At 39.3% G+C, this 20,670-nt stretch carries 18 protein-coding genes; 14 read left to right on the top strand and 4 right to left on the bottom strand.

All coding sequences use genetic code 11. The features are described 5' to 3' along the window. The first annotated feature begins 73 nt into the window (after nucleotides 1-73). The 3 genes from B5X70_RS04630 to B5X70_RS04620 all read left to right on the top strand — a co-directional run bounded on the left by B5X70_RS04630 (nucleotide 74) and on the right by B5X70_RS04620 (nucleotide 5,338). Nucleotides 74-859, top strand: coding sequence for a polysaccharide biosynthesis/export family protein (locus B5X70_RS04630; protein ID WP_079556718.1), 786 nt, complete (start codon nucleotides 74-76; stop codon nucleotides 857-859). 199 nt (nucleotides 860-1,058) lie between these two features. Further along, nucleotides 1,059-3,494: an exopolysaccharide transport family protein gene (locus B5X70_RS04625; RefSeq protein WP_079556717.1), complete on the top strand. Its 2,436-nt coding sequence runs from the start codon at nucleotides 1,059-1,061 to the stop codon at nucleotides 3,492-3,494. A 197-nt stretch (nucleotides 3,495-3,691) separates the two neighbouring features. Further along, complete coding sequence (locus B5X70_RS04620; RefSeq protein ID WP_232468333.1) at nucleotides 3,692-5,338, top strand: hypothetical protein; 1,647 nt, start codon at nucleotides 3,692-3,694, stop codon at nucleotides 5,336-5,338. Between the two features lie 144 nt (nucleotides 5,339-5,482). Here the strand turns inward: B5X70_RS04620 and B5X70_RS04615 are convergent, their stop codons facing one another. Beyond that, complete coding sequence (locus tag B5X70_RS04615; RefSeq protein WP_079556715.1) at nucleotides 5,483-6,037, bottom strand: WcaF family extracellular polysaccharide biosynthesis acetyltransferase; 555 nt, start codon at nucleotides 6,035-6,037, stop codon at nucleotides 5,483-5,485. Nucleotides 6,038-6,202: 165 nt separating this feature from the next. Here B5X70_RS04615 and B5X70_RS18020 point away from each other — a divergent pair, with 165 nt between their 5' ends. After that, nucleotides 6,203-6,361, top strand: a complete 159-nt coding sequence (locus B5X70_RS18020; protein WP_157666534.1) for a hypothetical protein — start codon at nucleotides 6,203-6,205, stop codon at nucleotides 6,359-6,361. A 439-nt stretch (nucleotides 6,362-6,800) separates the two neighbouring features. Beyond that, nucleotides 6,801-7,709 carry a DMT family transporter gene (locus B5X70_RS04610; RefSeq protein WP_079556714.1) on the top strand — a complete coding sequence of 303 codons (909 nt, stop codon included), beginning with the start codon at nucleotides 6,801-6,803 and terminating at the stop codon, nucleotides 7,707-7,709. Nucleotides 7,710-7,764: 55 nt separating this feature from the next. Here B5X70_RS04610 and B5X70_RS04605 read toward each other — a convergent pair whose 3' ends face one another. Continuing rightward, complete coding sequence (locus tag B5X70_RS04605) at nucleotides 7,765-8,655, bottom strand: DMT family transporter (RefSeq protein ID WP_232468332.1); 891 nt, start codon at nucleotides 8,653-8,655, stop codon at nucleotides 7,765-7,767. A gap of 143 nt (nucleotides 8,656-8,798) precedes the next feature. Here B5X70_RS04605 and B5X70_RS04600 point away from each other — a divergent pair, with 143 nt between their 5' ends. Beyond that, on the top strand, nucleotides 8,799-9,998 hold the full coding sequence (locus tag B5X70_RS04600) for an amidohydrolase family protein (RefSeq protein ID WP_079556713.1): 1,200 nt from the start codon (nucleotides 8,799-8,801) through the stop codon (nucleotides 9,996-9,998). Here B5X70_RS04600 and B5X70_RS04595 read toward each other — a convergent pair. Continuing rightward, nucleotides 9,988-11,034 (bottom strand): DUF2027 domain-containing protein, encoded by a 1,047-nt coding sequence (locus B5X70_RS04595; protein WP_079556712.1) that lies wholly within the window; start codon nucleotides 11,032-11,034, stop codon nucleotides 9,988-9,990. The genes B5X70_RS04600 and B5X70_RS04595 overlap by 11 nt on opposite strands. An 80-nt stretch (nucleotides 11,035-11,114) precedes the next feature. Here B5X70_RS04595 and B5X70_RS04590 point away from each other — a divergent pair, with 80 nt between their 5' ends. Continuing rightward, on the top strand, nucleotides 11,115-12,317 hold the full coding sequence (locus B5X70_RS04590) for an S-adenosylmethionine:tRNA ribosyltransferase-isomerase (protein ID WP_079556711.1): 1,203 nt from the start codon (nucleotides 11,115-11,117) through the stop codon (nucleotides 12,315-12,317). On the opposite strand, the gene B5X70_RS04585 is transcribed toward B5X70_RS04590, so the two are convergent. Continuing rightward, complete coding sequence (locus B5X70_RS04585) at nucleotides 12,314-12,517, bottom strand: (2Fe-2S)-binding protein (protein ID WP_079556710.1); 204 nt, start codon at nucleotides 12,515-12,517, stop codon at nucleotides 12,314-12,316. The two genes, B5X70_RS04590 and B5X70_RS04585, sit on opposite strands and share 4 nt — an antisense overlap. A 251-nt stretch (nucleotides 12,518-12,768) precedes the next feature. On the opposite strand from B5X70_RS04585, the gene B5X70_RS04580 reads away from it, so the two are divergent. The 7 genes from B5X70_RS04580 (at nucleotide 12,769) to B5X70_RS04550 (ending at nucleotide 20,669) form a co-directional block, all read left to right on the top strand. Beyond that, nucleotides 12,769-13,764 carry an AAA family ATPase gene (locus B5X70_RS04580; protein WP_079556709.1) on the top strand — a complete coding sequence of 332 codons (996 nt, stop codon included), beginning with the start codon at nucleotides 12,769-12,771 and terminating at the stop codon, nucleotides 13,762-13,764. A gap of 147 nt (nucleotides 13,765-13,911) precedes the next feature. After that, on the top strand, nucleotides 13,912-14,778 hold the full coding sequence (locus B5X70_RS04575) for a DUF58 domain-containing protein (protein ID WP_079556708.1): 867 nt from the start codon (nucleotides 13,912-13,914) through the stop codon (nucleotides 14,776-14,778). A gap of 1 nt (nucleotide 14,779) precedes the next feature. Beyond that, the gene (locus B5X70_RS04570) at nucleotides 14,780-15,811 is read left to right on the top strand and encodes a hypothetical protein (RefSeq protein WP_079556707.1); all 1,032 of its coding nucleotides are present in this window, start codon (nucleotides 14,780-14,782) and stop codon (nucleotides 15,809-15,811) included. A gap of 44 nt (nucleotides 15,812-15,855) precedes the next feature. After that, nucleotides 15,856-16,845 carry a vWA domain-containing protein gene (locus B5X70_RS04565; RefSeq protein WP_079556706.1) on the top strand — a complete coding sequence of 330 codons (990 nt, stop codon included), beginning with the start codon at nucleotides 15,856-15,858 and terminating at the stop codon, nucleotides 16,843-16,845. A 105-nt stretch (nucleotides 16,846-16,950) separates the two neighbouring features. After that, entirely contained in the window at nucleotides 16,951-18,012 is a 1,062-nt protein-coding gene (locus B5X70_RS04560) for a VWA domain-containing protein (protein ID WP_079556705.1), read from the top strand. Between the two features lie 11 nt (nucleotides 18,013-18,023). Continuing rightward, nucleotides 18,024-18,725, top strand: a complete 702-nt coding sequence (locus B5X70_RS04555; RefSeq protein WP_079556905.1) for a tetratricopeptide repeat protein — start codon at nucleotides 18,024-18,026, stop codon at nucleotides 18,723-18,725. Nucleotides 18,726-18,830: 105 nt separating this feature from the next. Further along, complete coding sequence (locus B5X70_RS04550; RefSeq protein ID WP_232468331.1) at nucleotides 18,831-20,669, top strand: BatD family protein; 1,839 nt, start codon at nucleotides 18,831-18,833, stop codon at nucleotides 20,667-20,669. Nucleotide 20,670 lies beyond the last annotated feature (1 nt).

The raw sequence follows: 20,670 nt of genomic DNA, 5'->3' as shown, positions 1-20,670 counted from the left end.
TTTGAACAAACATAAAAATTATTTACAAGTTGCATCTATTCAAATATTAAACATATAAATAGACCGAAAACATATGTCTTCGTTTAAAAATAACAAAATAAAGATCCTCAGTCCTGTTCTAATACTGTTTACGCTATATTTTAACAGTTGTATTCCGCATCGCGAAATCATCTATTTTCAGGATCATGAAGATAAAAAAGGGTATGAAAATCCTTTTGGTGAGTTGGAAACAGTCACAGAAAGATACATTTTGCAGCCCAATGATGCTCTGATTATAAGAGTCAGGACCTCTAATCCCCAGTTGTATGAGTTTTTTAACATGACCTCTTCTCAAAATGTTGCTCAGGCCACACAATGGACATATCCAATCGATGATAATTACGAAATAGATTTTCCCTTTGTTGGAAAAATAAACTTGAAAGGTTGCACCAGACAGGAAGCAAAAGATAAAATTATTGAAGCATTGCTTCCATTTCTAAGTGATGCACAAGTGACGGTACGTATAGCAAACCCCTCATTTGTTGCCCTTGGAGAGTTTGCAAGTCGCGGCCGAATTGCTATGGGACGCGATCAGGTAAATATTTTTGAAGCCGTTGCCCTGGCAGGCGATGTCAGACCTTTTGGGAAAAAGCGTGAATTAACCATCATCAGGCCAACAATGGATGGTTCGGAAACAATTGTTCTTGATTTAACTGACAGAAACCTGATTGATTCTGACCATTTTTACATCTACCCCAATGATATACTTTATATCAGACCAATGAGAGCCCGACAGTGGGGAATTGGAGAGTCATTCTCGTTTGGAATATTGACATCAGTTATTGCATTTTATTTTACGTTAAACGCGATATTGAACTAAAAGAAACCTGCTTCAATAAAAAACAGAACGTCAAAGAAGTTTTGTTTGAAAAAATAGCAGTGAACTTTTTTGTGGATGATACAAACCACAAAAAAACATCGATCGACCAAAAATACTAACACCTACGTGTTAGTATTTAATATCAATACCAGAATTTAATTTTATATCCCAAACAATCGGGATTAATGATCTTGTGTAAATGAACTATCAGCTAAAACCTAATAATAACAATAAGCAGCCACTGAAAAGTGACTCGACATCGCCATTTGTCCTGGATTATAAAAAAATTCTGGTTGATATACTGCGTTATTGGTGGTTGTTTATCATCACATTGGGTTTATCACTGTTTACGGTGTTTATGATGCATCGCTATGCACAGCCGGTTTACCGGGCATCTATGACAATGTTGATGGAGGAGCGCGGCACCGATACTCCCCAAAGAAATATGATGGAAGGATTTGGGTTAAGTGGTGCTATGCGCAGTACAGATAACCAGATCGCTATACTGAGATCTTATGAAACCATACGTGAAGCCATTGAGGAATTAGATTTTCATGTTTCTTATTTTAAAAGCGGGAGGGTAAAAAGCACCGAATTGTATGGGAGCTTGCCCTTTACGGTACATTTCGATTCAATTTCTCCGCAGATACTTAACACACCGATTTATTTATCGGTTATAGATGAGCACACCTTTAGACTCAATATAGACACAGAACAGGCTACCACTTTTCACTACGGACGAAACCAGGTTCTGAGCAATACAGGAGCCCTTAATTTCTCGGAAACATTTCGTTTCAATGAACCCATCATGACACCTTTCTTATCCATTATTGTTGAAAACCACAACCTTAACAGACCGGAAGAGAGAGGCTATTACTTCCAATTCAATAACCCAAATTCACTGGCATCTTCATACCAATCCAGATTCAGCGCTCCCCGTCCCAGTGAAAACACTTCAATTGTAAGACTATTTTTTACAGGACATAACAACACAAAAAATGTAACATTCCTCAACAAACTGGCAGAAGTGTTCATCAGAACAAACCTTGAGCGGAAAAACCAAATAGCCACAAACACCATCCAGTTTATTGAACAGCAATTGGTCATCATCTCAGATTCCTTGGCTGAAAAAGGAACTGAATTAAGTCAGTTCAGAACAACTCATCAGATTCAGAGTGTATCGGCACAAGCCAACCTTCTGTTTTCGAGGCTTGAGAATCTGGCGAATCAATCAACGCAAATCATGCTCACAAGGCAGTATTATGAATATCTCAAGGGCTATTTCAGCTCAGACACTATTTTTAATCAAACACTGGCTCCTGCCAGTTACCCGGTGGATAACGTTACCATTTCTACACAAATAAGCAAACTCACAGAGTTAAACATGGAGCGACAGGCTTTAAAATATACCCTGAATCGCGATACACACAACCCTTATTTTGTGGAATTAGAACACAGAATGGAAGTTGCCAGACAAACTTTACTGAGAGGTATTGAGAATCAAGTTACATTGATTAATGAAGAACTCCATCGCATTGACGAAAAGAGGGAATTAACCACCAACGAGCTTTACCAATTACCTGAAAAAGAACGTCAGCTATTTGGAATTGAACGCCAATTTGACCTCAACAATGAAGTTTACACCTTCCTTTTACGCAAACGCAGTGAGGCACAAATTCAGAAAGCCTCAAACACTCCCGACCACAGTGTATTGGAGTCAGCTCGTGCCATAGGTATGGTATCCCCTACAATCAGCAGCGACAGACAGCGTGCCATTCTTATTGGTTTAATCTTGCCATTGATTTTTATTGTGATCAGGCAGCTTCTTAACAACAGGATACAAACACCCGATGATGTTGAAAGAATTACCAATTTGCCAATCATTGGCCATATCATCCATAACCCAAAAGAGCTTGATAATGTGGTTTATAATTATCCCAAATCGATAATTACCGAAACCTTCCGAAGGGTACGATCCCGTTTGGAGTATTTAACAGGAGATAAGGAATCCCCCATAATCGCAGTGTCCTCATCTATGCCGGGTGAAGGTAAAACATTTTGCGCCCTCAATCTGGCTTCCGTCTTTGCAATCAGTGGTAAGAAAACCCTGCTGGTTGGTTTCGATATGAGAAAACCCGGACTGAACCGCGTTTTGTCCTTCGATGATAACAACAAAGGACTATCAAACTATCTTATCGGAAAAGCGAAACTAAAAGAAATCATACAACCGAGCAAACCGGAAAACTTATATGTATTGCCTTCCGGCATTATTCCGCCCAACCCTGCCGAACTCATTGGTAGCCCCAGAACAGAAGAATTATTTAAAAAATTAAAAGAGGAATTTGATATAATCCTTGTCGACACACCACCAATGGGTGTTGTTGCCGATGGTTACATGCTCGCAAGATACGCCGATACTGTTGTTTTCCTCACTCGCCAGAACATCACCATAAGAGAGGTTTTTGCCCACACCATCAGACAAATGAATGAAGAAGGAATAAAGAATGTAGGTATTTTAGTAAACGACATCAACATAAAAAAAGGCATATTGGGTTACAATTACGGATATGGATATGGGTACGGATACGGGTATGCATACGGTTATGGTAATGGGTATGGGTATTATGAGGAGTGAGGAAGGACATAGAGTTTTATAGTTGAGAGTTGAGAGTTGAGGGTTTAGGGTTTAGAGTTTAGAGTTTAGAGTTTAGAGTATAGAGTTGGGAGTTGAGGGTTGAGAGTTGAGAGTTGAAGTGGAGTCCCACGTTTCGTGAAAGGTTTAGTGATTCTCCATAAGACGAGAATGGTATATGGTTTCTTTTAAATTTTTAGATGATGGAAAGATTCTCTAAGGTATCTGGAGTTTTAAAATATTTTGTTGTAATAATACTCTTTTGGATTATATCACATGCAATTTATGGACAACGATATAGTATCTATAATCACCATTTTTATGATCCAATAACGAGGGAGCTATATAAACCGGGCTTGAATATTCATACATCCATCAAGCCATTACGGCTTGACCAGATCGATAGACATTTCAACACAGACTCACTTATTAGAAGAGGCTTAAATACTCCAAACGCAAATCTTAATATCTGGCAAAGGTTTATTCACGATGACCTTTTTAGATGGGAAAAAGATGTTGATGGCCCAATCGTGATTAGAGCAAACCCAATGTTCAACCTCGAATTGGGAAAAGAGTTGGATGAAAACATCAACACCTGGATAAACACCCGTGCCGTCATGCTGGAAGGTCAGTTAGGAGAGAATCTGGCTTTTTATGCCGACTTTCATGAAAACCAGGCTGTTTATCCACGGTATATAAGAGAGTTTGTAGATGAGCGTGGGGTCATTCCGGGTCAGGGAAGAACAAAACCCTACGGGGATGATGGATTTGACTACTCTCAATCAACAGGTTACTTATCTTACAACGCCGGAAACTGGATAAATCTTCAACTGGGCTATGGTAAAAACTTCATAGGAGATGGGCATCGCAGTCTCTTATTATCAGATAACACTTTTAGCTACCCCTATTTTAAGATGACCGCCACTTTCTGGAATCTTAAATACAAGGTGATGGTGAGTCAGCTTCAGCACAAGAACACCATTCGGGTTGGTGGAGACGAGAGATTCGATTATAAATACGGCGTATTTCATTATCTCTCGTGGAATATTGGAGAAAGATTTTCTCTAGGGCTTTTTGAAAGCGTAATTTGGGCAGCTGAAGATGAAACTGGATACCGGGGCATGGACATGAATTACCTGATACCAACAGTTATATACCGACCAGTTGAATTTTCACTCGGCTCTCCCGATAACGTTACAATGGGATTAAACTTACGTTACATCCCCTGGAATGATGCGGCATTTTATGCCCAGTATGTAATGGGTGAATTTAAATTTGATGAAGTTTTTAGCGGTGATAAATGGTGGGCAAATAAACAGGGTTTTCAGATTGGATATAAAGACTATAATTTTCTAAACATCAGAAACCTTGACGTACAAACTGAATACAGTCAGGTCCGTCCCTATACCTATTCACATTACTTCCCCATCACCAACTACGGTCATTTCAATCAGGAGTTAGCGCACCCGTTGGGTGCCAATTTTAGAGAAAGCGTATCATTCTTAACATACAGGTGGAATCGTTGGTACTTGCACCTGAATACCATGTATGCCATCCACGGAAAAGATTTTAATGACAACGATGATCAATACAGTTATGGGGGCAATATATTTGCTCCAAATCTGGAGAGGCCATACACTTATGGACACGAGATTGGTCAGGGATTGCGCACAACCATAACGCAGGCCGGAGGAGCAATTTCATATTTAATTAACCCTGTAAACAATATGAACCTAAGCATGGGGTTAAACATCAGAAGTGAGGTGAATGACCGAATTGACAGAACGGATACGCATTTTTATGTTGCATTCAGGACTTCTCTGAGAAATATTTATTATAATTTTTGAGATTATTAGGTGGATAGGTCGAATGGTCAAGAGGTGGATGGTTTAGGAGAAGTGGAGCGGAGTCCAGTTGGGAACAAAAGGAGGAGAGAATGAAATGGGATCCTTATTTCAGTAGAATAACTGTTACGACAAGTAAATTTAATATTATTCTGCAATACTTCGTTCTCTGACTTTTATCGCGGGGTTTCCGCGATAAATACCATAAGGCTCCAATGTTTTTGAAGCTACACTGTTAACACTTAATACGGAGTGAGACCCACATAAAGTTCCGGGTGTAACCACGGCATGAGCACCAATCCATACACCATGCTCCAAAATGATAGGTTTTACTTGCAAATCGAAGGTCGGTGAAGTATAGTCATGATTGCCATTTAAAATCATCGAACCTTGCGATAAACAACAATTAGCACCAATTTTCACAGATCCCAGACTGTCAATCCAAACCCGCTCACCAATCCACGTGTAATCTCCAATCTCAATGTTCCAGGGATATTTTATATTAACCCCGGGTTTAATAACAACGTTTTTGCCTAATTTTGCACCAAACAATCGAAGAAAAAACAATTTAATACCAGAGGATGGATTTAGGGCATTAATGAAAAACAAAGCATTTATTATAAACCAAAGCGAACGAAGAAAAGCGCCCCTACCGGGATCATACCAACTGTTATCGTACCTGGATAAATCTATTTTTTCCATCAAAGAATCTGATTTGGATATTTGTATATTTGCTGACTAGCAAATATACAACAAAGATAAAAATTAAAGCGAATAACTATTTCGGAGTTTTTTGTCTTGTTTATCTCAATCAAAATTCGTTATTTTGTCATACGAACTAAAATGAAAGACTTATGAGCAATTCATATGAAACAGACAAAGGGGAAGTTTACGTCTATACCGGAGCTACCCAGGATGAGCAATCGAAATGTGGTTGCGGAGGAAACTGCGCTTGCAAAAGCGGTTCCGGGGGGTCTTGTAAATGCGGTGGAAACTGCAAATGCAAATAAGCATCCAACCCGGTAATTAAAGAGCCTACGGATACTTTATATTGAGATCTCATTTCCTGATACATTCGTTCAACCTGTTGCTTATAATCAATGTATCCGTAGGTGCTTACTATAGACCAATAAATTACTAGATATTAGATTATTAGATGTAAGCAAACTTCTTATTACCAACTGATTGAACAATGTGACCAAAAAGCATTATGCGCTTGCCAATCAAGCATATATTCATAACAATAATATTGACAGACCTTAAAAACTGAAATTCCGTAAAACGGAATTCTTCACAAGTTCGCCACTCAGTGCCACAGCTTAAGGAATGGTCAATTCAACTACTCTAATAGCATTCATTTAAAAAATAAATAACCACATTGTTTTCTTATAGAAATCATGTAAAATTTCATCAATTTAGTCTTTCTTTGTGATCACCGAAAAACACATACAAAGAATCGCTACAGATGAATGAATTTGTCTCCGGAAATCTGGGAGAAATAGCCGCACTATTAACAGCAATCTGCTGGACATTTACCAGTCTTGCCTTCGAATCGGCAGGAAAAAAAGTAGGATCACTACCCGTCAATCTGATTCGTCTTGTAATGGCACTTTTCTGGCTCGGTTTTTACACACTTATTACCAACGGACATTTTTTCCCACAAAACGCATCCACGCATGCATGGGTTTGGTTAAGCGTATCTGGTTTAATTGGCTTCGTCATTGGAGACCTGCTTCTATTTCAGGCGTTTGTGGTTACAGGTGCAAGAATATCTATGTTACTCATGTCGCTTTCGCCCCCATTAACAGCCCTGTTTGGCTGGTTGATTATTGGTGAAAAATTATCCATTGCAAATTCTATCGGAATGTTCGTTACAATTTGGGGAATTGCGCTGGTTATATTGGCCAAACCTGTAAAAGGGAGAAAAATGCAATTTCACTACCCCGCAAAAGGAATTCTTTTAGCGCTGGGTGGAGCTGCCGGCCAAGGTCTGGGACTGGTACTCAGTAAATTCGGAATGCAGGACGCTGATCCGTTTATGTCGACACAAATAAGAGTGATAACTGGCATCATAGGTTTTTCAATTCTTTTCACTATAACCGGAAAATGGTATCAGGTAAAAGCAGCCATGAAGCATACCAAAGCCATGTGGCATATCACAATCGGCTCATTTTTCGGTCCATTTTTGGGTGTTTCGTTAAGCCTGTTGGCCATAAAATATACCACCACGGGTATTGCATCAACGCTGAACTCTCTAACACCTGTACTCATCATTCCCCTGGCATGGTATTTTTTCAAAGAAAAAATAACCACTAAAGAAGTCATTGGAGCCTTTCTGGCAGTAGCAGGTGTTACAATCTTTTTTATTTACTAAAAACCCTCCTACCATTCCACCATATCACCATATCACCTTTTCACCCTACCCCCATCTACCCCATCATCAAAATGATAATACCAATCAAAATCCCGGCTAATAAAATCCCTTTTCGGCCAATGTTGACCTCGTGAAACAACATGGCACCAAAAAAGAATGCCACAACCACACTACCTCTTCGAAGCGTAGATACAACTGAAATAAGTGCTTCAGGAAAATCAAGTGCGAAGAAGTACAAATAATCAGCAATTACCAAAAAAAGACCAATTAGAGGAATACTCCAGCGCCAGATAAGTGGAAGCGGGTTTGCCATAGTTTTTCTGATAACAAAAACTACCGGCAATAGAAGGACTATCTGATAAACACTAAAAAAAGCCTGAACGGCCATTCTATCAATGGTCTGAATAAGAAATTTATCGAAAAGTGCGCTGGCCGATGCAAACAAGGTTCCCATAACAGCAAACCATACCCATTTATTATGACGGAAAGATATGCCCTCCTTTCTTCCGGCAGTGGAAAACATAAAGAAAAAGAAAAGCGTAATAACTAACCCGATCCACTGAACAACTGATAACCTTTCGGAGTAGATAACCAGAGCCCCCATCAGCGTCCAGACGGGAGCTGTTGCTCGGATGGGTGAAGCAATGGTTATGGGAAGATTTTTCAAGGAAAAATATGAAAAAACCCACGAAGTTAAAACAATCAGGGTTTTTGTTAAGATCAGTAAATGCTCTTGAAGAGATATAATCGGGACATATAAATAGCTTCCGGCCTCAATAGCCCCGGAAGCAGACAAAATGATGAGTGGCAGAAAAACAACACTACTGCTAAAAGTACTGTACAACAACACCAACCACACAGCATTATCTTTCAGAGCATGCTTCTTAATAACTTCGTATATACCCAGAAAAACTGCAGAAAACAACGTAAGGAATAACCAGATCATATTATCAATTTTGAGCCGACTAAATTAATACTTATTTAACCGGTTTGGAATCGATATTTAATTTTATTGAACCTGATAGTGAATATGAAGGTTGACTAATTCAATAATTATCCATATTTTTAATAAAGAAATTAAAGGAAAACATGCAATATACACTGTTATGCAATGGGAAAATAGTCGCCGGAAACACTCTATTTACCGGTGATATTCTTATTGGTAATAGCAGAGTAATTGAAATTGCAAAAAACATCAGAAAACCAACTCCAGATACATTAATCATAGATGCAGAAAACAAATATTTACTACCAGGATTAATTCATTACAATTGCCCGTTTCTCAAATCGGATGAGGAGCCAATATCCTCGGCCATATACATAGCTCTTTCACATGGAGCTACATTTTTAATGGATACTCTGAAGATCAAAAGAGATGAATTTAGCCTTGAAAAGATCAGAACTCTTAAAAACGATTGTCTACCCATAATTTCCGATTTCGGTCTTCATCTGGATGCACTTAGAAGCAGTAAACTAAACAAAGATGAACTGGAATTAGGCCATTTGAGAGGTGGTATCACCTCTCTGCTGTTGAAGTATAAACATCTGGATAAATTCATATCAGGAGAATTTAATGATTTAATTGATATGATATCTGATGAAGAGTTACTCCTGATATGTGAAACCAGATTTTGCAATCAACAGAGTAACATCAAATCCGGGAAGCATGCTTCTGATTTGACAATGCTTAGCCAAATAGTTCATGCAGTAAGAAAAAAAAGAACGAATGTTCTTTTTTTAGGGATCTGCACTTCCGAAGAACTTGAAATTATCAATCCGGGTGGTTATCAATCTGAAAACATCTATGCATCTCTGGATATAAATAGCATGATGCAATCAAATGCATCTGAAGTTTACAAGAACCTGGATAAATATCATGCTAATAAGAACTTGCTTATTTCTCCACCAAAACTCGAACCACCTGGAATAAAACAGGATAATTTCATAGAAAACAGTCAACACTTGTCATTTATTTCGGAAACGCTGAAATCAGGTGAGCCGGAAATAGGCTCATTGATAGATCTTTGTGACATGTACGCAACGCGACCGGCTAAGTTGTTGGGAATCTTTCCACAAAAAGGTCTTTTACAGGCAGGATCAGATGCCGATATAATCATATGGGATCCGGAAAAAGTAAATGCGGAGACACCACTGGGTGCAAATCTATCTCTTTTCCGAAAAGACATTTTTGGACTGATATTAAATGGTCATTTCATTAGCGAGGATCAACTGATTAGCACCAGAGAAATGACCGGCAGATATATACCCAGAAATACCGTTACAGTATAACCATGGTTGCACCATAACCATATTCACGAAAAGAAGCATCCTGATAGTATAGTCCTTTATACTTGCGATCTAACTGCTTTCGGATTTCGGTTTTCAGAGTACCATTGCCAACCCCATGAATGAATACAATTTTTCGCCCCTTATTCTTTATGTTTTCTGCCATGATGGTGTGGAATTTATCCATCTGAATTTGCAAAATTTCACCATTTGACAATCCTGTAACGGCATCAATCAGCTCGTGTATATGTAGATCAATTTCCAGTAATTCCGGTGTAGATTTGCGTTTAACTTTGGCTGGTCGTGGTTCGCTATTTCCCTCTTTCTCTTTTATAATCGCTTTGGTTTCCTTCTCAGTTAAAAGTTCCATTTTCTGTTCCAATTCATTTTTTATGATGGAAATTAAAACTGCAGGCTGATAAAAGAAATCGTTATTAGTAAAGCTGTTCTCCTTATAAAATTTTCGTGCTTTAATGGAAACGGAAGTCGATACAGGTTTTATGGCCGGATAAGGCTTTCCTTTGCGGAACAATATCAACTGAATATCCCAGCTAACATCCAAATCCTGAACTACAACCTGATCCACAGGAGTTTTAGTGTTGGGCTCAACAATTCCCTGATGTAAAGCATACATATATCCATCCTCACGTAGTTCTGAAATGAGATATGAGCAGTAATAATTACTGTCGTTGATTAGATATTGCTCCAGTTCAGACTGGTCTTTACCGGCTTTAATAAATCCAAGGTAAAACCTTGGATTGAAGTCGTCATGCCCCTTCTCCTCCATCTCTTCGTGATAGGCTTCAGGCTCAGACACCTTTTCGTTCCTCGTTACAACTTGTTCCTTAACAGGTGATTCTTTTATATTATCAGATGTAATTTGATTCGCTTTTTCAACAATAACCACTTCAAAAATGGGAGCAGGTACTTCAAAACCATCTTCGTCCTCTACGAAAACAAGATTTCCTTCGGTTCTTGTAACAGTACCACCACCTACTTCATTTAAAAACCTTACTCTGTCGCCTTTCTCTACGCGCATAACATGATATTTTACCGGATTTAACTCTTTGTTTCGCAAAGTTAGTTATTTTTGCACCCGAAAAAAGAAGAAAATCAATTATGCCTGTTCCGGAAATAAATATTTCAGATTTTAACTATCATTTACCTGACGAAAGAATTGCCAAATATCCTTTAACCAATAGGGATGAGTCCAATTTATTGGTTTACAAAAACCAGTCAGTGAATCATACAAATTTCAAAAATCTGCCGGAGTATTTACCTCAAAATACACTATTGGTTTTCAATAATACACGGGTCATCAGAGCCCGCATCCATTTTTTTAAGTCAACCGGTGCAAAAATTGAAATATTCTGTCTGGAACCACATAATCCATCGGATGCCGCCATGGCATTTCAGCAAACCCAAGAAGTAGAATGGATCTGTTTGGTGGGAAACTTAAAAAAATGGAAAGGAGAAACACTTTCCGCCGTCGCCAATACTACTGTTGGCGATGTAAATATTTTTGCCCAACTAGTAGAAAGAATTAATGATGCGTGCATCATTAAATTCTCGTGGAAAAACCAGCATGCCAATTTTGCAGACATTCTGGAAGGAATGGGACAAACCCCTATCCCGCCTTATCTTAACAGAGAATCCGAAACCATTGATACCGAAAGGTATCAAACCGTTTATTCGAAACTCAATGGTTCGGTGGCGGCACCCACTGCAGGTCTCCATTTCTCCAAAACCATTCTTAAAAATATTGAAGAGCAAAACCACAAACGACTGGAGATTACTCTTCATGTTGGAGCAGGCACATTTCAACCGGTTAAAAGTGAAAAAATAAGTGGCCATGCGATGCATACTGAACAGTTCGAGATAAGCTGTACATCCATTGAACAACTGCTCAATCATAACAATCCGGTTATTGCCGTTGGCACAACCTCGGTGAGAACGCTGGAATCGCTATACTATGCCGGCGTGAGAATAATCAACAAACTGGAATACAAAAAAATAGGACAATGGGATGGTTTTGAAATGCCATCAGACATCCCTGTAAATGAGGCATTAAAAGCACTATTGAACCATCTGAATCAATCAGGAGAAACGACCTTTAAGGCTTCAACATCAATTATGGTAGCACCCGGGTATCAGTTTAAAATCATTAATGGTCTGATTACCAATTTTCACCAACCCAAAAGCACGCTTTTGTTACTTATTAGCGCTCTAATAGGCGATAACTGGAAAGCGGTTTACGAGTACGCTATGAATAACGATTTCAGGTTCCTCAGCTACGGAGACAGTTCTATATTGATCCCTTAGTTTCCTATTGATTTTCGTCGCTCAAGCTCCTCTTCCAATATTTCCTCAATGTCGGCTACACAAGTACCACAAATGGTTCCTGCATCTGTTTCATCCTGAATTTCAGAAAAAGAGGTTAACTCTTTTTCGCGTATCACACGAACAATATCGCCTTTGGTCAACTGCATGTGGCGGCATACAAATTCATCATTTTCAAACATAGTTCTTAAATTTTAAGTTCAAATTTAATGATTCAGCCATATTTTCCATAAAAAATCTGGTTCAGAATATGCTGACATCATAAAAAAATGGAACAATTATTGATATGAAAACGGCGACAGGAAAATCAGCCAATCGCCTATTTTAACAAACATTAACAGCCATCACTCCGTTTTTGGCTGTTGCTTATATACTTTTGATAAACGTTATCAGAAATTAAACATAATTCGCTAATCGGAAAAACGATAAAATTATGAATCAAACTGTTGACATCAAAGAACTTAACGAAAGAATAAAGCAGGAAAGTTCGTTCGTTGACCTGTTGACCATCGAAATGAACAAAGTAATAGTTGGTCAGAAACATCTGGTAGAAAGTCTTTTAACCGGATTATTAAGCGACGGACACATACTTTTAGAAGGTGTACCGGGACTAGCAAAAACACTTGCAATTAACACTTTGGCAAGCATCGTTGATGCCAAATTCAGCAGAATTCAGTTCACCCCTGATCTGTTACCGGCCGACCTTTTGGGTACAATGATTTATAGCCAGAAAAACGAAGAGTTTGTTGTAAAAAAAGGGCCACTATTTACCAATTTTGTATTAGCGGATGAGATAAACCGTGCGCCGGCAAAAGTGCAGAGTGCACTTTTAGAAGCTATGCAGGAAAGACAGGTGACCATTGGTGATAAAACCTATAAACTACCTGAGCCATTTCTTGTACTTGCCACACAAAACCCCATTGAGCAGGAAGGAACTTATCCCCTCCCCGAAGCTCAAGTTGACAGGTTCATGCTGAAAGTGGTTATTTCTTATCCTCAAAAGAATGAAGAGCAGGAGATCATTCGTCATAACCTGGCACAATCATTTCCAAAGGCATCAACAATTCTAAAGCCCGATGACATCATCAGAGCCAGAAAGGTTGTGAAAGATGTATATATGGATGAAAAAATTGAGAAATACATCGTAGACATCGTATTCTCCACACGTTTTCCGGAAAATTACAAGCTGGAAAAATATAAGGATATGATATCCTATGGAGCATCTCCCCGTGCCAGCATCAGTCTTGCCATGGCATCAAAAGCTTACGCTTTTATCAAGCGTCGCGGTTACGTGATTCCGGAAGACGTGAGAGCCGTTTGTCATGATGTAATGCGCCACAGAATTGGATTATCATACGAAGCAGAAGCCAATAACATCACTTCAGAAGAAATTATCAGCGAAATATTGAATACTGTTGAAGTACCTTAATTAGTGAGCAGTGTTCAGTGAGCAATGAACAGTGGTAACGAGCACTTAAACCTGAAAACTAGTCAACTGAACACTGATAACTGGTAACTGACAACTGATAACTGGTAACTGACAACTGAACACTGATAACTGGTAACTGAATAATCAATGGATACAACCGACATATTAAAACGAGTTCGACAGATTGAGATTAAAACGCGCGGTCTCTCCAGCAATATTTTCGCAGGAGAGTACCACACCGCGTTTAAAGGTCGGGGGATGATGTTTAGTGAAGTTCGGGAATATCATTACGGCGACGATATCAGAAGCATCGACTGGAATGTAACTGCCCGTTTTAATCATCCCTATGTGAAGATTTTTGAGGAGGAAAGGGAGTTAACAGTGATGCTGCTGATTGACGTATCAGGCTCGCGGGAGTTTGGCACAACCTGGAGATTCAAAAAGAACATCATCACTGAAATAGCGGCCGTTTTGGCATTTTCAGCCATACAAAATAATGACAAAACCGGCGTTATATTCTTTTCAGACAGAATTGAGAAGTTTATTCCACCCAAAAAAGGCCGTAAACATATTCTCCATATCATACGCGAATTAATCACATATTCTCCGGAACAACGGGAAACCAATATTTCGGAAGTGTTACGATACCTGACAAACGCCATTAAAAAGCGTTGTACAGCTTTTGTCATCTCCGATTTTATTGATGATAACTTTGAGGATGCTTTGAAAATAGCCAACCAAAAGCATGATATGGTAGCCTTACGTGTATACGATCCAAGGGAAACACTTCTTCCTGACATCGGATTTGTACAATTCAAAGACGCTGAAACAGGTGAGAACCAATGGATAAACACATCCAACAAAAACACACGTCAAGCTTTTAACAAGTGGTGGGAAGAGAATGAACGAAACCTGAACACCACATTTACAAAATGTGGTGTGGACAGCGTCGCCGTGAGAACCGATGAGGATTATGTAAAAGCATTGATGTCGCTATTCAAAAAAAGAAATTAAAATGACAGGAAAGAAATTATTGAACGCGAAAATACTTCCGGCTCTTTTGTTGCTGTTCATTTTTCCGGCCATTAACATAGCTCAGACTGTTACTGTGTCGGCAAAACTTGACTCCACATTGATGGTGATTGGCGGACAAATGGATTTGACCATTGAAATATCGCAACCGGAAAATATTCAATTAGCATTTCCAAACATAAGCGATACCATAACCAAGAACATTGAGGTTGTCAGAAAATCAAAGCCGGACACAACGCTTCTTGAGAACCAACGAATTGCCATCACACAGCGATACAGGATTACCTCATTTGATAGTGGTTTACATTATATTCCGCCGTTGCGATTCGAATATATGGATGGAGAATTGGCAAGAAGAGCTGAAACCCAGTCTTCTGCACTAATGGTAGTTAATCCCTTTGCAGAAGTTGATCCGTCAAAAGGTTTTTTTGACATAAAACTTCCATTTAATTTGCCGTTCATACTATCTGAGCTGTGGCGATTTAAATACTGGATTTTGACCATACTGATATTAGGGGTATTGGCTTATCTTGGTTACTATTTCTATAAAAAACGGGAAATTCCTGTTAAAGAGCTATTTTTCCCACCCAAGCCCAAAGAGCCGCCACATATACTGGCTCTTAAATCATTGGACAAAATAAAGAGTGAAAAGTTGTGGCAGTCGGGACAAATTAAATCATACTATTCGCAGCTTACAGATACTTTGAGGCGATACATGGAGGATAGATACAACTTTCCGGCCATGGAACAAACTTCAGGGGAAATCATGAGTGCACTGAAATATCAGGAGTTCCCTGATAAAAATCTCTTTCATAAAATAGAGACTGTTCTTAGCACCGCAGATTTGGCAAAATTTGCCAAATATGAACCATTGCCGGATGAAAATGACAACTGCCTGATTTCAGCTTATTTCTTTGTAAATCAAACTAAGGAAGAGCCTGTACCAACCAGGGAAGCACTGGAAAAAGAGTTAAAGGAAGCGTCCTCCGAAGAAAAACAGGAGGAACGAAACTAAAATTTGTTTTTACAGATTTTTCATGATTAAATGAGAACTTTAATATGAACTATACATTTCTTCATCCAAACTATTTCTATTTGCTGTTGCTGCTGATACCGATGATAGCATGGTACATCTGGAAGCAAAAAACCGCTTATGCATCGCTACAGATCAGTACCCTGAGAGGGTTTGCAAGCTTAAAAAAATCGAAGAAAACTTATCTCAGACATCTGCCTTTTGCTTTAAGATGTCTGACTATCATATTTTTAATTATTGCTCTTGCAAGACCACAAAGCACCAATCGGCTTCAAAATGTTACGACCGAAGGGATTGACATCATGATATCTTTGGACATTTCCGGTAGTATGCTGGCCATGGATTTTGAACCAAACCGCATGGAAGCAGCTAAAGAAGTAGCTATTGATTTCATTAGAATGCGCCCGCATGACCGGATTGGATTAACCATTTTCGCAGGAGAAGCATTTACTTTGTCCCCTTTGACACTCGACCACAGCGTACTTATTAACTTAATGCAGGATGTCAGAACAGGAATGGTGGAAGACGGCACAGCCATTGGAATGGGACTTGCAGCCGCTGTAAACCGCCTCAAGGACAGCGATTCAAAGAGCAAGGTGATTATTCTTCTTTCGGATGGGGAGAATAACCGTGGACAGATAGCCCCGCTAACAGCAGCCGAAATTGCCAGAACATTTGGCATTAGAGTATACACAGTTGGAGTAGGTTCTATAGGGACTGCACCATTTCCCGTTAATACCGTATTTGGAACTCAAATACAAGATGTTGAAGTACGAATAGATGAAGACATGCTGACTGAAATAGCAAATTTGACGGGAGGAAAATATTTTAGAGCGACAGACAGAAGCGGACTTGATGCTATTTATAGAGAAATTGATGAATTGGAACGGCATCAGATAGAGGTTCAGGAATACACCAGACATTCTGAAGAGTTTCTCCCATTCGCATTGCTGGCAATGCTATTTTTATTAACTGAAATACTTTTGAGAAATACTGTATTAAGAACTTTACCGTAAAAAAGTTTAAAATTGGAAGCTCAAAGTTTATTGCTGGAGGGTGATTAGATTGTTAGGATTTAGAGTTTAATAAAGATTATTATTGAATAAATAAAAAATATAGCCATGTTTCGATTCGGAAATCCGGAATACTTATATCTTCTTTTGCTTATACCGGCACTGGCATTTATTCAGCTTATTTTCAGCTATCGCAAGAGAATGGCTCTTGAACGATTCGGCAACACGGATCTGCTTAACCATTTAATGCCAGATGTATCTTTATACCGGCCGGTGGTAAAGTTTTATTTATTGCTGTTGGCATTAATGGGTCTTATTTTTACGCTGGCAGCTCCTCAGTTTGGGACACGTCTTCAAACTGTTCAGCGACAAGGCATTGAGATAATGATAGCTTTGGATGTTTCCAATAGCATGAATAGTCAGGACATTCAACCAAGCAGACTGGAAAGAGCCAAACAAGCTGTTGCCCGTTTGACCGACCGGCTGGTGAACGATCGCATAGGAATTGTCGTTTTTGCCGGAAATGCGTATGTACAATTACCTATAACTTCTGATTATGCTTCGGCTAGAATGTTCCTTAACAACATCACAACAGATATTGTGCCAACTCAGGGAACAGCCATTGGCCGAGCCATAGATTTATCCATGCAGTCATTTACCCAGCAGGAAGATGTAAACCGTGCCATTATTGTTATCTCTGACGGAGAAAACCATGAGGATGATGCCATTGGAGCAGCGCGTCGTGCTGCTGAAAAAGGCGTTCTGGTTTATACCGTTGGGATGGGTTCCCCTGAAGGTGGTCCAATACCAATTGGCGGTTCCGGAAACTTTCTTCGGGACAGGAATGGGAACGTGGTAATAACAAGACTCGATGAACAGATGTTAGCAGACATCGCGCAGGCAGGCAACGGGGAATACATCCCGGCCAACAACATCAGAGCAGGCATCAACCAATTGATGAACGAACTTTCAGATTTGGAACGAGCTGATTTTGAAACAAAAGTCTATACAGATTTTGAAAATCAATACCAATACATCGCGTTTTTAGTACTACTCATTCTGATTATTGATTTTATTATTCTTGAAAGAAAAAATAAACTCCTGAGAAATATTGACTTATTTACAGTTAATAAAATTGAGAAGGAAAAAGGAAGTTTAACGGTGAAATAATCATGGCGGTTATGAAAATCAATAAAAATATATTAAACGTATTCATTGTTTTTTTAATGCTGCTTTTTACAGCAGAAACTTTTTCGCAGGATGAAAGAAGATTTGTGCGAAGAGGTTTGGAACATATGGAAAAGGAGCAGTACGAACAGGCCGAAATAGAGTTTCGGGAAGCACTTCGACGCAATCCAAACTCCTTTGAAGCCGGCTACAATCTGGCCTCAGTTCTATTTCGCCAGGAGAGATTCGACGAAGCCATTGAACGCTTTCAGGCCATTGCCCCACACACCAACAATCCTGAATCGCTCGCCAGATTATATCACAATCTAGGGAACAGTTACTTATACAATCAGGAAATCGATCAAAGCATTGAATCCTATAAAGAGTCGCTTCGACATAATCCACTTGATGATGAAACCAGGTATAATCTGATCGCTGCTAAAAAGCTGAGGGATCAGCAAGAAGAACAGCAAGATCAGGATCAGGATGATCAGCAAGAAGAACAGCAGCAACAAGAACAGGATCAACAAGAGCAGGATCAGGATCAGGATCAGCAGCCACAGGATCAGCAACAACAGCAACAGGAAACGGAAGGAATCAGCAGAGAAGCTGCGGAACGATTATTGCAAGCTGTTGAGGAGAATGAAAGAGACATTATGGATAAAATGAATCGTCATCAGGATGATCAACCTGTGAGAATCGAGAAAAATTGGTAATTTTATTCCGAAAAACTATAATTGAAATGATTTTCAGAATGTTTTTTGCGTAAAACGCGCAAAAAACAGAATTTACCAAAAGGAACTTAATCAAATCGTTTAATTGTGAAAAAAATAACCATATATATATTAGCATTGCTGGCAGTATGGACCTCGGCATTGGCTCAGGAAACTGAATTTAAGGCCACTGCACCGTCAACAGTTGTGCAGGGAAATCGTTTTCAGTTGGTTTACACTATAAATAAAGAGGCCAATGACATTCGCGTACCGGACATTACTGATTTTCAAATATTAATGGGTCCGACCATTTCTCAAAGTTCATCTGTCCAAATTGTCAACAATCAGGTGAGCAGGTCTACACAATATTCATACACTTATGTGCTGAGAGCTGATAATACAGGTCGTTTCACCATACCAGCTGCGTCCATACAAGTTAATGGACAAAGGGTGCAAAGCAACCCTGTCACCATTGAAGTAATTGAATCCGAGGCTGATGCTCCAGCCACCCAACCCGGACAACAGCCACAACCTTCTGGTGGAACTTTAACTGATGAGGACATTTACATAACAATGACTGCCAATAAAAGTGAGGTTTGGCAGGATGAACCACTGGTTGTAACCACAAGAATCTACACAAGGGTAAACCTTGAGGGGATTTCCGATGTAAGACAACCAGAATTAAGAAACTTCCTGGTAGAAGAATTGGAGTCAGAATCGGGAAGTATTCAATGGAGTATGGAAAACATAAGAGGACGAAACTACCGTGTAGGAACATTCAATCAAAGAGTTTTATATCCACAAACCACAGGAAGAATAACCATTGAGCCAACCTCTATTGAGTTTTTAGTAAGGCAAAGACAGGCAAGACAATCACACAGTATATTTGGAGACTTTTTTGACTCATACAGAACGGTACGCAAAAGAGTATCCACCGATCCTATAAACATTCAGGTGAAACCCCTCCCCTCTCCTCGTCCTGCAAATTTTTCAGGCGTAGTTGGAAACATTTCACTCAATGTAACAGCATCGTCCACCGATGTGAAAGTAAACGATGGTATTACTGTTAGAGCAGAGATTTCAGGAACGGGGAATCACAGACTTGCGCGCAATCCCCAATTTAACTTCCCCCCTGATTTTGATATATTTGACCCCAATATTTCAAACAACATCAGGCAAACGGCACAAGGCGGAAGAGGAACCCGAACTATAGAAACGCTAATTATACCGAGACATGCAGGTACCTTTGAAATTCCACAAGTTGAATATAGTTTCTTTAATCCATCAACCGGCAGATACCAAACACTCAGAAGTGAACCAATAACTATAAATGTTGAACGTACAGCTGGTGTATCAGATGCCACAACCCCTGTTGCGGCATCTCCCGGTAGAGCCGCAACCCGAGAAAATGTAAGGGTTTTGGGACAAGACATCAGGTTTATTCGAACTTCTCCAATGGTTCTGCAACCAGGAAATGTCTTCCTTTTCGGGAGCAGATTGTTTGTGTTGGCATATGTTGTGCCAATCATTCTGTTCTTTATCATCTTCTTCCTGAACAAAAAAAGGATAAAAGAAAACGCTGATGTTCAAAAGGTACGTAACAGAAGAGCCAACAGAATTGCCAGAAAAAACCTTAAAAAATCTGCTCAATTACTTAAAAAGGGTGACCAAGAAGGATTTTATGAAGAGTTGGCAAGAGCTCTTTGGGGGTATACAAGTGATAAACTTTCAATACCCCGTGCTGAACTCAATAAAGATAATGCAAGAAACATCCTAATCAACAGTGGAGCAGAAGAACAAATTTCTGATGAGTTCCTGGGAATAATTGACACTTGTGAGTATGCACGCTACTCTCCACAAAACGACCACAGCGAGAGGGATGAACTCTATAAGAAAACTCTGACAACCATAAGTAAACTTGAGCAGCAGTTGAAAAAGGGATTGTGAG

This window comes from Alkalitalea saponilacus (assembly GCF_900168165.1).
Taxonomy (GTDB): domain Bacteria; phylum Bacteroidota; class Bacteroidia; order Bacteroidales; family Marinilabiliaceae; genus Natronoflexus; species Natronoflexus saponilacus.
Note: the sequence above shows the minus strand (reverse complement) of the source record. Positions and strands in the feature narration are given on the sequence as shown.